At 66.1% G+C, this 14283-nt stretch carries 12 protein-coding genes; 2 read left to right on the forward strand and 10 right to left on the reverse strand.

Features of this window, described 5'->3' with window-relative positions; genetic code table 11:
* The first annotated feature begins 33 nt into the window (after positions 1–33).
* Complete coding sequence (locus FHR94_RS01600; protein ID WP_183323848.1) at positions 34–2778, forward strand: bifunctional acetate--CoA ligase family protein/GNAT family N-acetyltransferase; 2745 nt, start codon at positions 34–36, stop codon at positions 2776–2778.
* 36 nt (positions 2779–2814) lie between these two features.
* Here the strand turns inward: FHR94_RS01600 and pdxH are convergent, their stop codons facing one another.
* The 6 genes from pdxH to FHR94_RS01630 all read right to left on the reverse strand — a co-directional run bounded on the left by pdxH (position 2815) and on the right by FHR94_RS01630 (position 6003).
* Positions 2815–3456, reverse strand: a complete 642-nt coding sequence (gene pdxH, locus FHR94_RS01605; protein ID WP_183323849.1) for a pyridoxamine 5'-phosphate oxidase — start codon at positions 3454–3456, stop codon at positions 2815–2817.
* A 79-nt stretch (positions 3457–3535) separates the two neighbouring features.
* A complete protein-coding gene (locus tag FHR94_RS01610) occupies positions 3536–3928 on the reverse strand; it encodes a DUF2069 domain-containing protein (RefSeq protein ID WP_183323851.1) in 393 nt (130 codons plus the stop codon).
* Entirely contained in the window at positions 3925–4548 is a 624-nt protein-coding gene (gene wrbA / locus FHR94_RS01615; protein ID WP_183323853.1) for an NAD(P)H:quinone oxidoreductase, read from the reverse strand. Before wrbA ends, FHR94_RS01610 begins: the two co-directional genes overlap by 4 nt.
* 28 nt (positions 4549–4576) lie before the next feature.
* Positions 4577–4918: an arsenate reductase family protein gene (locus FHR94_RS01620; protein ID WP_183323854.1), complete on the reverse strand. Its 342-nt coding sequence runs from the start codon at positions 4916–4918 to the stop codon at positions 4577–4579.
* Positions 4919–5010: 92 nt separating this feature from the next.
* A complete protein-coding gene (locus FHR94_RS01625; protein ID WP_183323856.1) occupies positions 5011–5472 on the reverse strand; it encodes an MgtC/SapB family protein in 462 nt (153 codons plus the stop codon).
* Positions 5473–5580: 108 nt separating this feature from the next.
* The gene (locus tag FHR94_RS01630) at positions 5581–6003 is read right to left on the reverse strand and encodes a gamma-glutamylcyclotransferase family protein (RefSeq protein ID WP_183323858.1); all 423 of its coding nucleotides are present in this window, start codon (positions 6001–6003) and stop codon (positions 5581–5583) included.
* Between the two features lie 113 nt (positions 6004–6116).
* Between FHR94_RS01630 and smrA the strand changes: the two genes are divergently transcribed.
* Positions 6117–6710 carry a DNA endonuclease SmrA gene (gene smrA, locus FHR94_RS01635; RefSeq protein ID WP_183323860.1) on the forward strand — a complete coding sequence of 198 codons (594 nt, stop codon included), beginning with the start codon at positions 6117–6119 and terminating at the stop codon, positions 6708–6710.
* Between the two features lie 76 nt (positions 6711–6786).
* Here the strand turns inward: smrA and FHR94_RS01640 are convergent, their stop codons facing one another.
* The 4 genes from FHR94_RS01640 to metH form a co-directional block, all read right to left on the reverse strand.
* Entirely contained in the window at positions 6787–7323 is a 537-nt protein-coding gene (locus FHR94_RS01640; RefSeq protein WP_183323862.1) for a DUF934 domain-containing protein, read from the reverse strand.
* On the reverse strand, positions 7316–8968 hold the full coding sequence (locus FHR94_RS01645; protein ID WP_183323863.1) for a nitrite/sulfite reductase: 1653 nt from the start codon (positions 8966–8968) through the stop codon (positions 7316–7318). The genes FHR94_RS01640 and FHR94_RS01645 overlap by 8 nt, the downstream gene beginning before the upstream one ends.
* A gap of 140 nt (positions 8969–9108) precedes the next feature.
* Entirely contained in the window at positions 9109–10437 is a 1329-nt protein-coding gene (locus FHR94_RS01650; protein WP_183323961.1) for an MATE family efflux transporter, read from the reverse strand.
* Between the two features lie 32 nt (positions 10438–10469).
* Positions 10470–14171, reverse strand: a complete 3702-nt coding sequence (metH, locus tag FHR94_RS01655) for a methionine synthase (RefSeq protein ID WP_183323864.1) — start codon at positions 14169–14171, stop codon at positions 10470–10472.
* Positions 14172–14283: the final 112 nt, after the last annotated feature.

The following is a 14283-nucleotide window of genomic DNA, read 5'->3' on the forward strand; positions in this document are numbered from 1 at the left end:
GAAGGTCTTTGATCCCAACCGGAGGAGCCGACCTTGAGTACCCGCTTCCTGCGCCATTTCTTCGAGCCGCGCACCATTGCGGTGATCGGGGCGTCCGAGAGAGCCTACTCCATAGGGGGAATGGTGATCCGTAACCTGCGTGAGGGCGGTTTCACGGGCAGTCTCTGGGCGGTCAACCCCAAGGGCTATGACGACGTCTTCGATGAGCCCTGCATCACCGACGTCGACCGGCTGCCCGAGGTGCCCGACCTGGCGGTGATCTGCACACCGGTCGAGGCGGTGCCGGCGCTGATCGAACGCTTGGGCCGATTCGGCGTCAAGGCGGCTCTGGTCCTCTCCGGTGGGGCCCACCTCGATGATGCACACGACGAGTCGGGGTCGATCCGCAGCCGCATGCTGCGGGCGGCTCGGGAATCGGGCATCCGCGTGCTGGGACCGGAGTGCATGGGGGTGATCCTGCCGGGGCGCAAGCTCAATATCTCCTATGCCAGCCGACCGGTGAAGGCCGGGCGCGTGGCCTATCTGGGCCAGTCGGGCATGCTCGGTAACGCCATGATCGACTGGGCGGCCGGTCGGGGTATCGGTTTCTCCCATCTGGTCACGGTGGGGGACAGCGTGGACGTGCTGCTGCCCGACCTGATGGACTACATCAACCAGTATGCGCCGACCCAGGCCATCCTGCTGCACCTGGAGCGCATCCTGGATGCCCAGCACTTCATGACCGCGCTGCGGGATGCCTCCCGCAACCGGCTGGTGCTGGCCATCAAGAGCGGCCGCACGTCCGAGTCGGACATCTCGGGGCTGCCGCCGACCCCGGGCATCGCCAACCGCGACCGGCTCTTCGATGCCGCCTTCTCCCGGGCGGGGGTGGTACGGGTCGATGATTCCGACGAGCTCTTCGATGCCCTGGAAACGCTGTCGCGCATGAAGCCCCTGCGCGGCGACCGTCTGGCCATCGTCGCCAATGGCCTGGGACCTGCCATGTTGGCGATCGATAAGCTGATCAGCGCCGGTGGCCGGCTGGCCCGCTTCACGGACGCGACCCGGGACACCCTGCGCGACGATCTGGACATGAGCAAGCCCGGCGAGAACCCGGTCGACCTGGGCGGCAACGCCACGCCGGAGCGCTTCGTGGAGGCCCTGGAGCTGGTGGCCGCCGATCCCGGGGTGGATGCGGTACTGGTGGTGCATGCCCCGACCCGGCTGGCGCCCTCGAAGTCCACCGCCCAGGCGATCATCGCGGCGCGCAAGCGCTTCCGTCGCAACCTGCTGACCAGCTGGATGGGCCTCGAGGAGGCCCTGTCGGCTCGCTATGAGTGCAACCTGGCGGGCATTCCCACCTACCTCTCGCCGGAGAAGGCGGTGAAGGCCTTCATGCACATGGTCGACTACCAGCGCGTCCAGGCGCTACTCCAGGAGACACCCCCCAGCCTGCCGTTTGCCACCACGGCCGACATCCGGGCCCGTTGTCGCCAGCTGATCGACGGTGTCCGCTCGGCCGGGCGCGAGACCCTGTGTCACTCCGAGACCGCCCAGGTGCTCGAGGCCTATGGCATCCGCGTGGCGCCGCGGCATTACCTGCAAGCCCCCGAGGAGGCCTGGGCCGCTGCGGCCGACTTCGCGGGCCCCAAGGCGTTGAAGGTGGTGCATGAGGGCAATTGCCGGCCGTTTCGCTATCGTCAGCATCCCCACAAGCTCTCCGCCGGGCTGCTCCAGGACCTGGCCACTCCCGAGCAGGTGGCGGAGGGCGTGCAGCGACTGGGCGACAAGGTTCGCGAGAGGTTTCCGGCCTTCAAGATCCACGAGTACTGCCTGCAGCCCATGCAGCGCGGCAAGCACTCCATGCAGCTCTGTGCCGGGATCACCCGGGACCCGGTGTTCGGGCCGGTGATCGTGTTCGGGATCGGAGGCTACAAGGTCAATATTCTGGCGGATCGACAGGTGGCCTTGCCGCCGCTCAACATGACCCTGGCGGATGACATGGTGGGACGTACTCATGCTGCCCGGCTGATCCGTGAGCACTCGAGCGACCCGGCGCGTGACCTCGAGCGGCTCTGCAAGCTGCTCGTCACGCTCTCGCAGATGGCCAGTGATCTGGTGGAACTGCGCGGTCTCGAACTCAATCCGCTGCTGCTCAACCGTGATGGTCTGATCGCGGTGGATTTCGCCATGGACCTCGGTACCCCGGCGCGCTTCGCGATCATGCCCTACCCGGAGGAACTGCGGGAGTGGGTCACCCTCAAGAACGGCTGGGAGGTAGAAGTGCGACCAATCCGCGCCGAGGACGCGCCATTGCTTACCCGCTTCCACGAACAGCTGTCCGAGGAGAGCATCCGTTTCCGCTACTTCCACAACAAGGCCGACCTGACCCAGCGCGATCTGTCGATCCTTTCCCACATCAATTACGACCGGCAGATGGCCTTCATTGCCGAGCACCCCCGAGAGGACGGCAGCAAGGAAATGCTCGGGGTGGTGCGGGTCTGGAACGACCCGGATAACATCCGCACCGAGTTCTCGATCATCATCCGTGACGATCTGCAGGGGCTGGGCATCGGCAGCCTGCTGATGAACAAGATGATCCGCTACTGTCGGCACGTGGGCACCCTGGAGATGATCGGCAAGGTCATGGTCGACAACCATCCCATGCGCGCGTTGATGAAGCGTCTCGGCTTCAAGCTGAGCTATAACATGGAAGAACAGGTGGTGGATGCGGTACTGCGGCTCAACGAGCCGGAGAGCGACTGGCAGCGACACCGTCTCGAGAGCCGGCCGGACTGAACCGGGGCCGTCCGCCAGGGACGGCCAGCGGGTCGGTCAGGGGGCCAGGCGAAAATGCTGCCAGCTGCTGTAACGGCGCTCATAGCGGATGCGGTCGTGAAGTCGGCTCGGCTGGCCCTGCCAGAACTCGATCATTTCGGGGATGACACGATAGCCGCCCCAGTGGATGGGCCGGGTGATCTCCTGACCCTCATAGGCCCGCTCGAAGCGTTGCTCGCGCTCCTCGAGCCAGGTGCGGTCGGGAATGACCACGCTCTGGGTGGCCACCCAGGCACCGAGCTGGCTGGCGCGGGGGCGACTGGCGAAGTAACGGTCGGACTCCTCGGTGCTGACCGGCTCCACCGTGCCTTCGATGCGCACCTGGCGGGACAGCGAGGGCCACCAGAACACCAGGGCCGCATGAGGCATGTTGGCCAGCTCGCTGCCCTTGTGGCTGTGGTAGTTGGAGTAGAAGGTCAGGCCGCGCTCATCGACGCCCTTGAGCAGCACGACACGAGCGTGGGGGTAACCGCCACTGTCGACGGTGGCAAGGGTCATGACGTTGCCGTCATCGCCCTCGGCGTCCAGGGCCAGGGTCAGCCACTCGTCGAACAGTGGCCAGGGGTCCTCGGGCATCCGGGACTCGTCGAGGTATCCGCCTTCATAGTCGCGCCGGATGTCGGCAATATTGCGTGTCATGGCGTTCTCCTTGGATTTCATGCCATGTTCGCCGGTTGATGGCTCGAGCTCAACACCCGAGTCGACACGCGACTTCGGCTCATCCTGCGTGCACCTGCCGGCTACGGAAGCGGGCATAGCCCATGCAGCCGATGAACAGCGCCAGGGCGACCAGGGCTTCGAGGACGCCACGCAGTCCCTGGCCGGGCAGGGTGGTGACCATGACCCCCTGGGCGAAGTAGAGCAGGCTGACGAAGGCCAGCCAGGCATGTCCACGAGGGCGGCGGGTCAGGATGGAAGGCAAAAACAGCACCAGCGGCAGCACGAAGGCGACCAGGGGCAACAACCGGTTACCGGTGGTCTCGACGATCAGACCGCGGTAGACCATCAGCGCGAGCAGCAGAGCAAAGCTGCCGAGCACCAGTTGGCGTGAGCGTCGCGCCAGACGGTCCAGCCCCTTGCGCGCCTCGAGTCCCTCAAGCCATTGCCTCATGCCAAAGTCTCCTGCGAGCGGTGGAGGGCCAGGGCGAGATGGGCCAGTCGCCTGCCCTGGGCGTAGGTGAGGTCGCGCTCATGGTCGTCCAGCGGGCGGTCGCTGCGTTTGCCCGCCAGGTGGCTGGCACCATAGGGCGTCCCGCCCCCGGTTGTCTCCATGAGTGCGACCTCGCTGTAGGGGAGTCCCGCGTAGACCATGCCGTGATGCAGCAGGGGCAGTAGCATCGAGATCAGGGTGGTCTCCTGGCCGCCATGCAGGCTGGACGTGGAGGTGAAGGCGGTGGCGGGCTTGTCGACCAAGGCCCCCCCGATCCACAACTCGATGGTGGAGTCGATGAAGTGTTTGAGCGGTGCGGCCATGTTGCCGAACCGGGTCGGACTACCCAAGGCCAGTCCCGAACAGTGACGCAGGTCGTCGAGGCTGGCGTAGACGGCGCCCTCGGCCGGAATCTCGGGATCGACCGCCTGACAGGTCGGCGAGACCGGCGGTACGGTGCGCAGCCGGGCCTCGATGCCACGACAGGACTCGACGCCGGCCGTCAGGCGCTCGGCCATGGCGCGGGTTGCCCCATAGCGTGAATAGTAAAGGACCAGTACATAGGGCAAGGGGTCGGACATGGGGGTTCCTGATGCAGGGACGAGGGGATCAGTCGAGCAAGCCAAGGACATCTTCCGGGGGGCGTCCGATCACCGCGCGGGTGCCGTCGTCGGCGATGGGACGCTGCATGATCACGGGATGCGCCACGATGGCCCGGATCACCTGGTCGGGGTCATCGATATCGGCGTCAAGTGCCTTCCAGTCGGCTTCATTGGTGCGGACCAGCGCCTTGCCATCGGTATCCAGGCGCAACAGCAATGAGCGCAGCTCCTTCTCGTCGAGCGGGTCATCGAGGTAGCGACGCACCTGGAGGTCGGCACCGCGCTCTTCCAGCAAGGCGAGGGCCTGGCGGGACTTGGAGCAACGCGGATTATGCAAGAGGGTGATCATGTTACGGGATCCTTGTCATCGATCGGCACGAACGCGGCTCATTGTAGGCCGTGGCCGATCAGGCCCACAACCAGCATTCCGGGGGGCGGGGTTCACTCGCTGCGTTTGTGATGAGGAAGAAAGCGTTCGATGGCCCCGAGAACGGTCATGATCACCAAGGCCAGTCCCGTGACCATGGCGGCCAGGGCGAAGTTGTGAACGCCAGCGGCAATGCCGATGGCGCCGGCGAGCCAGATGGACGCGCCGGTGGTGATGCCGTGGACGCTGGCGCCACTGCGGATGATGCTCCCGGCGCCGAGAAAGCCGATACCGCCGATCACGCCCTCGACGATGCGCGTGGGATCGATGCGCGCCGAGGGGTCACCCTCGGCGGTGGCAAAGAGGATCTCCAAGCCAACGATCAGGAAGGCCGCTGCCCCCAGCGCCACCAGCATGTGCGAGCGCAGTCCGGCAGGCTTGCCGCGCAGTTCGCGTTCGAGGCCCAGCACCAAGGCGAGCCCGGCGGCCACGCTGAGTCGCGTCAGCATATCCAGTAGGGAGATCTCGGCTTCCATGACCTGTCCGCTCGCCATCGGTTCTTGGCCATAGTGCCGCAGCGGAGCCTTGCAGGGAAAGGGGATAGCCAGATATTTATACCGTTATCTTCTGTTCAAAAACAATAATCAGTCTTCTAATCGTTGATAGGACCAGACCTCACAACCATCCACCAGGGTCACCCGGATACGCTCATAGCGATAGCCAAGCCGCTCGTAACGATCCAGTCGTGACAGTTCTTCGGCATCCAGGCGCAACAAGAGGCCTTCTACGCGGGAACCGTGGTCCACGACCAGGTCCAGCCCCTCGCGACGATAGCCAGGCAATACGACCCGCTCCGGATCACCGGTACGCCCATAGACCAACCAGCGTACCGGCGCATACCGCAAGGTGCCGTAGACGAACAGGCGATGCGGGCCCTCCTGAACCGGGGACAGATGGTCGGGGCGGTCATAGGTCCAGGGGCTGAGCAGCATCAGCCACAGCCAGCCGACCGCGCCCAGTGGCGCGATGACCAGGGGCAAGGCGAGCAGGCGTCGGGGTGAGGGCATGAGCGGCTCCACGGGCAAGACGCCCCTTATCCTGACAGGATATCGAGCGAGACTTAAGCCCTTGCTGGCGCTTTGCTAGGATGGTGTCATCCCACCAATACCGGAGGTGCCCCATGAGCCAGTCCCGTCATAACGAGATGGATTTCCGGGCACTCGTCGGCGAGGTCCAACCGCTGCGTCGCGGCCATGATCGTGCCGATGCCGGTCGCTCCCACCGGGCTCCTAGCGAGGCCCAGCTCGCCCGGCGCGAGAGTGCGGCCCGAGGTGCCGACGAGCGCGACATGCTCTCCGATGACTTCGTGGATCTGGTGCCGCCCTTCGACCCCCTGGAGTTTCGCCGCGATGGCATCCAGCAGGGCGTGGTGGAGCGCCTGCGCCACGGCGGCTATGCCGCGCAGGCCAGCCTGCACCTGCTGCGCCGTCCCTTGGAGGAGTGCCGGCGGGTCCTGCCCGCCTTTCTGCGGGAGGCACGGGAGCATGACTTGCGTTCCGTGCTGATCATCCATGGGCGAGGGCGAGAGATCGACAGCCCGCCCAATGTACTGCGCTCCTATCTGGCCAAGTGGCTGGTGGCCTTCGACGAGGTCCAGGCCTTTGCCTCGGCGAGTCAGGGCGAGGGTGGCCTGGGGGCGACTTGGGTGATGCTGCGCAAGAGCGAGCGGGCCCGGGCCGCCAATCGGGAGCGGCAGCAGAAGCGCCGCGGCTGAGGCCTTCGATGGGGGCGTGACAACCACGAAGCCGGCCCGTGGCCGGCTTCGTGGTCTTCGTCCTAGCGTCAGCGGATCAGGCCACGGCCCGATCCGCCTGGGTCTTTCCCGGCTTACGCAGACGACGCCGGAACAACGGTTCCGGATCGTCGGTACCCGGCTGGTAGCTGAGGCTGAAGGTGTCCAGCGCCTTAAGGGCATCCTCGACGACCTGGTCCTCGCGCAGCAGGAAGGCATCGAAGCCACAGCGGGACATGTAGAACAACTGATCGATCAGCACATCGCCCACGGCGCGGATCTGGCCCGTGTAGCCATAGCGCTCACGCAGCAGTCGCGCGATGCTGTAGCCGCGGCCGTCGGTGAACTTTGGGAAGTCGATGGCGACCAGCGGCGCGTCGCGCAGTTCCTCGGCCAACTCGGCGGTCATCTCGGTGTCGCTGGGCAGCCAGGGGGCGAGAGCCTCGCCCTTGGCCGAGACCTGCCAGGCCTCTAGTGGAATGATCGCTGGCTGGCTCTCGGGACGCTGCTCGGCGTCCTCGCAGAGCACCCAGGCATCATCAACGACGACACGGCGCTCGGCGATCAGGGGACGGTGGCTGGTCTGTTCAGGCATAGACACGCTCCTTGAAGGGTTTCAGGCCGATGCGGCGATAGGTGTCGAGGAAGGTCTCGTCCGGAGCACGCTCACCGACATAGACCTGCAGCACCTTGTCGATCACCTCCGGCACGTCCTCGCGGTAGAAGGAAGGCCCCAGGATCTTGCCCAGCGAGGCATTGTTGCCCTGGCTGCCGCCCAGCGAGATCTGGTAGTACTCCTCGCCCTTCTTGTCGACACCGAGAATGCCGATATGGCCTACGTGGTGGTGGCCGCAGGCGTTCATGCAGCCGGAGATATTGAGATCCAGCGGTCCCAGGTCATAGAGGAAGTCCAGGTCCTCGAAGCGCTCCTGGATGGCATGGGCGACCGGGATCGACTTGGCATTGGCCAGCGCACAGTAGTCCCCGCCGGGGCAGCAGATCAGGTCGGCCAGGGTGCCCACGGTGGGATTGGCCATGCCTAGGCTCTCCAGGCGCTGCCAGAGTTCCTCCAGCCGGTCCACCGGGACATCGGTCAGCACCAGGTTCTGCTCATGGGTGACCCGCAGCTCACCATAGCCGAATTCGTCGGCCAGGTCGGCGATGGCGCCCATCTGTTCCGAGGTGACATCGCCGGGCGAGTGCTCGCGGCGCTTCAGCGACAGGGTGACGGCCTTGTAGCCGGCCACCTTGTGGTCGGTGACGTTGTTGGTCACGAAGCGGGCGAAGGCGCGGTTGTCCGCCCGCAGCCGCTCGTGGGCCTCGATGGCCTCCGGCGCCACCTCGCGACGCTCGGGGTCGACGAAGTGGTCGGCCACGGCGGCCACGGCATCCTCGGTGAGGGTCTGGGGGCCGTCCTTGAGGTGCGCCCACTCTGCCTCGACGCGGCGACGGAACTCCTCGATGCCCAGGGCCTTGACCAGGATCTTGATGCGCGCCTTGAACTTGTTGTCGCGCCGCCCGAACTGGTTGTAGACGCGCAGGATGGCCTCCAGGTAGGTCAGCAGGTGCTGCCAGGGCAGATCCTCACGGACCGTCTCGCCAATCATCGGCGTACGCCCGAGCCCGCCACCGGCCAGCACCTTGACCCGCACTTCGCCGTCGCGGTCACGCCACAGGCGCAGGCCCACGTCGTGGACCTGGATGGCCGCCCGATCCTGTTCGGCCCCGGTCACGGCGATCTTGAACTTGCGCGGCAGATAGGCGAATTCCGGGTGGAAGGTCGACCACTGGCGGACCAGCTCGCACCAGGCCCGCGGATCGACGTCCTCGTCGGCGGCGATCCCCGAGAACTGGTCGGTGGTGGTGTTGCGGATGTCGTTGCCGCTGGTCTGGATGGCATGCATCTGCACGCTGGCGAGATCGGCCAGGATGTCCGGCACGTCCTCGAGCTTGGGCCAGTTCAGCTGAAGGTTGGTGCGCGTGGTGAAGTGGCCGTAGCCGCGGTCATAGCGCGCCGCGATCTCTCCCAGCTTGCGCAGCTGGTAGGAGGCCAGCATGCCGTACGGGATGGCAATGCGCAGCATCGGCGCATAGCGCTGGATATAGAGACCGTTCTGCACGCGCAGTGGCAGAAACTCCTCGTCGCTGATCTTGCCCTCGAGGTAGCGACGCATCTGGTCGCGGAACTGGGCGACGCGCTCGTCGACCAGGGTCTGATCATGGGTGTCGTAACGGTACATTCAGCGCTTACCTGCAACTGGGAAGTGGGGAAGCTTGGCGACCACCTTACCGGGTCGCGTATATTCTATAAAAGAATAAATATTCATATTTTATATTCAAAATGGAATTACGCCTAATGGGTAGCCTCGGCCTCTGGCGGCTAAACAGGCAGGCATTGCCAGCGACAGCGTTGCCAGATCATGACGAACCAGGCCGAGTTGAGGCATCGATACCCTAACTGCACCCACCAGATGCCGGCTAGCCCCTGGTCGAGATGGACCCCCACCCACCAGGCGAGCGGCAGGAACACCAGCCACTGCAGCGTCAGGGTGGTGGTCATCACCGTCCGATTCGCCCCGGCGCCCAGCAGGGCCTGGGCGAATACCAGTGCGGCGGCGTCCAGCACGATCATCACGGCCGTCAGGCGCAGCGGCAGAATACCCAGGGCGACGAGTTCGGCATCATGCAGGAACAGCCCCAGTACCGGACCGGGGAACAGCATCATGGGCAGCGCCAGCGCGGCCAGGAAGAGCCAGGCCAGGTGCACCACGTCCCAGCCCCAGCGATGCGCCTCTCGGTGGGCCTGACGCCCCAGCGCCTGGCCCACCAGGCTCATGGCGGCCATGCCGAGCCCGACGCCTGGCAGGATCAGCAGTAGCGAGAGGTTCACCAGCACGTGGCCCACCGCCACGCTGGCGGTGCCGATCTGGCCGAGGATGGCGAACAGCACCGCATAGCCGGCGGCAAACCAGATCTGCTGGAAGGAGTGGGGAGCGGCCAGGCGCAGGGTGGTGCCAAGGGGCCCGCGGCCCGGCAGGCCGGCCAGAAAGCCGCTGGCCGTGGCATGGCGAAGGCTCAGCCCGGCCCAGATCGAAAGTCCCACGTAGAGTGACAGTGTCGTGCCGGCCCCGGCCCCGGCGGCGCCCATGGCCGGCAGCCCAGCGAGCCCGAAGATCAGCCCCACGCTGGCCACCACGTTCACGAGGTGCATCACCAGGATGATGCGCAGGTAGAGGCCGGTCTCCTGGATACCGTTCCAGTAGCCCCGGAAGCAGAAGATCATCGCCACCGGCAGCAGCGACACCACGCGCCAGCGGAAGTAGGCCACGGCCTCGGTGTTGACCGCCGGGTCCTGGTTGATCAGCGCCAGCAAGGCCGGCGCCTGCCACAGGCAGAGCAGGGCCAGTGGCAGGGCTATGGCCAGTGCAATCAGCAGGCCGGCATTGAGGGCCACCGCACGGTGATCCCAGGCCTCCTCGCCGTGGCGGCGCGCGGTCTGGGCCTGGACGCCGGAGGACAGGCCGAACACCACGGCGGTGACCAGGAACATCGCATAGCCACCGATGCCCACCCCGGCCAGCGGCACCTCGCCCAGCGAGCCGACCAGGGCGGCATCGATCAGGTTGAGCAGGCTCTGGGTCAGCATGCCGGCGATGATCGGTAGTGCCAGATGCAGGATGGTCCGGCGCCGGCATGCGTCAGGCAGCATGCCGGCGCCCGCGAAACGCACCGACTCGGTCATCAGCTGGGATCGTAGGAAAGCACCGGCGCCAGCCAGCGCTCCATCTCCGCGAGGGGCATCCGCTTGCGGCTGGCCAGCACCTCCACCTGGTCACGGGTGATCTTGCCGGTGGAGAAGTACTTCGACTGGGGATGGGAGAAGTACCAGCCGGACACCGCCGCGGCCGGCCACATGGCGAAGCTTTCGGTGAGTTCGAGCCCGGCGTGGGTCTCGGCCTCGAGCAGCCGGAACAGGGTCGCCTTCTCGGTATGGTCGGGGCAGGCCGGATAGCCGGGCGCGGGCCGGATGCCCTGGTACTTCTCGGCGATCAGGGCCTCGTTGTCCAGCGCCTCGTCCGGGACATAGCCCCAGAACTCCCTGCGCACCCGCTCGTGCATGTGCTCCGCGAAGGCCTCGGCCAGGCGGTCGGTCAGGGCCTGGACCATGATGGCGTTGTAGTCGTCGCCGGCCGCCTTGTAGCGGTTGGCGAGTTCCTCGACGCCGTGCCCGGTGGTGACGGCAAATCCGCCGATCCAGTCCGGCTTACCGCTCGCCTTGGGGGCGATGAAGTCGGCCAGGCTGTAGCAGACCCCTTCGCGATTCTTGGTGGTCTGCTGGCGGATGTGATGCAGATGCTCGATCACCTCGCGGCGCGACTCATCGGCATACACCTCGATGACGTCGTCATCGACGGTGTTGGCTGGCCATAGGCCGATCACGCCCCGCGCTCGGATGCGCCGTTCGTCGATCAGCTTGCGCAGCATCGCCTGGGCATCGCCGAAGAGGTTGCGGGCCGCCTCGCCGACCACCGCGTCATCGAGGATCTTCGGGTACTTGCCGGCCAGTTGCCAGCTCATGAAGAAGGGGGTCCAGTCGATGCGCTCGAGCAGTGTCTCGAGGTCATAGTCGTCGAAGACCCGAAGGCCGGTCATAGCGGGACGCGGCGGGGTGTAGGTCGCCCAGTCCAGGGCCGGCTTGTGACGGCGGGCCTCCGCGTAGCTGATCTCCGCCGCCTTGGGACGCCGCCGGGCGTTGCGCTCGCGAACCTTGTCGTACTCGGCGCGAATCTCGGCCACGTAGTCCGGCTTCTGGCTGGGAGACAGCAACTTGCCTGCCACGCCGACGGCCCGCGAGGCATCGGTGACATAGATCACCGGGTGCGCGTAGCCGGGCTCGATCTTGACCGCGGTATGCGCCTTGGAGGTGGTCGCGCCGCCGATCAGCAGGGGAACCTCGAACCCCTGACGCTGCATCTCCTTGGCCACCTGGACCATCTCGTCCAGTGACGGGGTGATCAGACCGGACAGGCCGATGATGTCGGCGTTCTCCTCGCGGGCGGTCTTGAGGATCTTCTCGGCCGGCACCATCACGCCGAGGTCGATGACCTCGTAGTTGTTGCACTGCAGGACCACGCCGACGATGTTCTTGCCGATGTCGTGGACGTCCCCCTTGACCGTGGCCATGACGATCTTGCCCTTGGCCTGGGTGTCCTCGGCCTTCTCGGCCTCGATGTAGGGGATCAGGTAGGCCACCGCCTGCTTCATGACCCGCGCCGACTTGACCACCTGGGGCAGGAACATCTTGCCGGCGCCGAACAGGTCGCCGACCACGTTCATGCCGTCCATCAAGGGACCCTCGATGACCTCGATGGGGCGCTCGGCGCGCTGACGCGCCAGCTCGGTGTCGTCCAAGATATAGGCGGTGATGCCTTTGACCAGGGCGTGCTCGATGCGCTTCTCGACCTCCCAGCTGCGCCACTCGAGGTCTTCCTTGCGGGCGCCGCCGGAGCCATCCCCCTTGTACTTGTCGGCCAGCTCGAGCAGGCGCTCGGTGGAGTCGCTGCGGCGGTTCAGGACCACGTCCTCGACCGCCTCGCGGAGTTCCTCGGGCAGGTCGTCGTAGACCGCCAGCTGACCGGCGTTGACGATGCCCATGGTCAGGCCGGCACGGATGGCGTGGTAGAGGAACACCGAGTGGATGGCCTCGCGTACCGGGTTGTTGCCGCGAAACGAGAACGACACATTGGACACGCCGCCGGAGACCATGGCGTGAGGGAGGTGCTCGCGGATCCAGCGGGTGGCCTCGATGAAGTCCACCGCGTAGTTGTCGTGCTCCTCGATGCCGGTGGCGATGGCGAAGATATTGGGGTCGAAGATGATGTCTTCCGGCGGGAAGTCGATCTCGTCCACCAGCAGCCGATAGGCGCGCTGGCAGATCTCGGTCTTGCGCGCGAAGGTGTCGGCCTGGCCCTGCTCGTCGAAGGCCATGACCACCACCGCGGCGCCGTAGCGCCGGCACTTGGTGGCCTGCTCGCGGAAGGCGGCCTCGCCCTCCTTGAGGGAAATGGAATTGACCACCGCCTTGCCCTGGATGCACTTGAGGCCGGCCTCGATGATCTCCCACTTGGAGGAGTCGACCATGATCGGCACTCGGGCGATGTCCGGCTCGCCGGCGATCAGGTTGAGGAAGCGCACCATGGCCTCCTCGGACTCGAGCATGCCCTCGTCCATGTTGATGTCGATGACCTGGGCGCCGTTCTCCACCTGCTCGAGGGCCACCTCCAGGGCGGTGGTGTAGTCCTCCTCCTTGATCAGCCGCTTGAAGCGCGCCGAGCCGGTGACGTTGGTGCGCTCGCCGACATTGACGAACAGCGCATCGGGGGCGATGTTGAAGGGCTCGAGGCCGGAGAGCCGGCAGGCCTGCGGGCGGCGGGGAATCTCCCGGGGCGGCAGGCCATGGATCGCCTGATGGATGGCGGCGATATGCTTGGGGGTCGAGCCGCAGCAGCCGCCGATGATGTTGACCAGGCCACTTTGGGCGAATTCGGCGACGATGGCCGCCATCTCCTCGGGGGTCTGGTCGTACTCGCCGAACTCGTTGGGCAGGCCGGCATTGGGATGCGCCGAGATGAAGGTATCGGTCTTGTCGGCCAGCTCCTTGAGGTAAGGGCGCAGCTCCTCAGCCCCCAGGGCACAGTTCAGGCCCACCGACAGCGGCCGGGCATGGCGCACCGAGTTCCAGAAGGCCTCGGTGGTCTGGCCCGAGAGGGTCCGGCCGGAGGCGTCGGTGATGGTGCCGGAGATCATCACCGGCCACCGCTCGCCGCGATCCTCGAACAGCGCCTCTAGGGCGTAGATTGCCGCCTTGGCGTTGAGGGTATCGAAGATCGTCTCGATCAGGATCAGGTCGCTGCCGCCCTCGATCAGCGCCTCGGCGGCCTCGCGGTAGTTGTCGCGCAGTTCATCGAAGGTGACGTTGCGCTTGGCGGGGTCGTTGACGTCCGGGGACAGCGAGGCGGTACGCGAGGTCGGCCCCAGTACCCCGGCAACAAAGCGGGGCACCCCGGTCTCCTCGGCCACCGCGTCGCAGACCTGCCGCGCCAGGCGGGCGGCCTCACGGTTGAGGTCGGGGACCAACTCCTGCATGCCGTAGTCGGCCTGGGAGAGGCGGGTGCTATTGAAGGTATTGGTCTCGACGATGTCGGCGCCGGCCACCAGATAGTCACGGTGGATCCGCGTGACCAGGTCGGGGCAGGTCAGCGCCAGCAGGTCGTTGTTGCCCTTGAGATCGCTCGGCCAGTCCGCGAACCGCTCGCCGCGGAACTCCGCCTCGGAGAGTGCGGCATTCTGCAGCATGGTGCCCATGCCCCCATCCAGCATCAGGATCTGCTGGCGGAGGCGTTCGGTAAGCGTGGCGGTCAGGGGAGTGGGAGCAGCGGCCATGGGTCGGATCGATCTCCAGCGTAAAGGCGTCGGTCGCGTTCGGCAGCGTGGCGCCTGGGGCGTCTTGTCATCGGGGCTGGCCTGCCGAACTGGGCCCCATATGGTAGCAAAA

Origin of the sequence: Halomonas cerina, from assembly GCF_014192215.1 — a bacterium.
GTDB lineage: Bacteria > Pseudomonadota > Gammaproteobacteria > Pseudomonadales > Halomonadaceae > Halomonas > Halomonas cerina.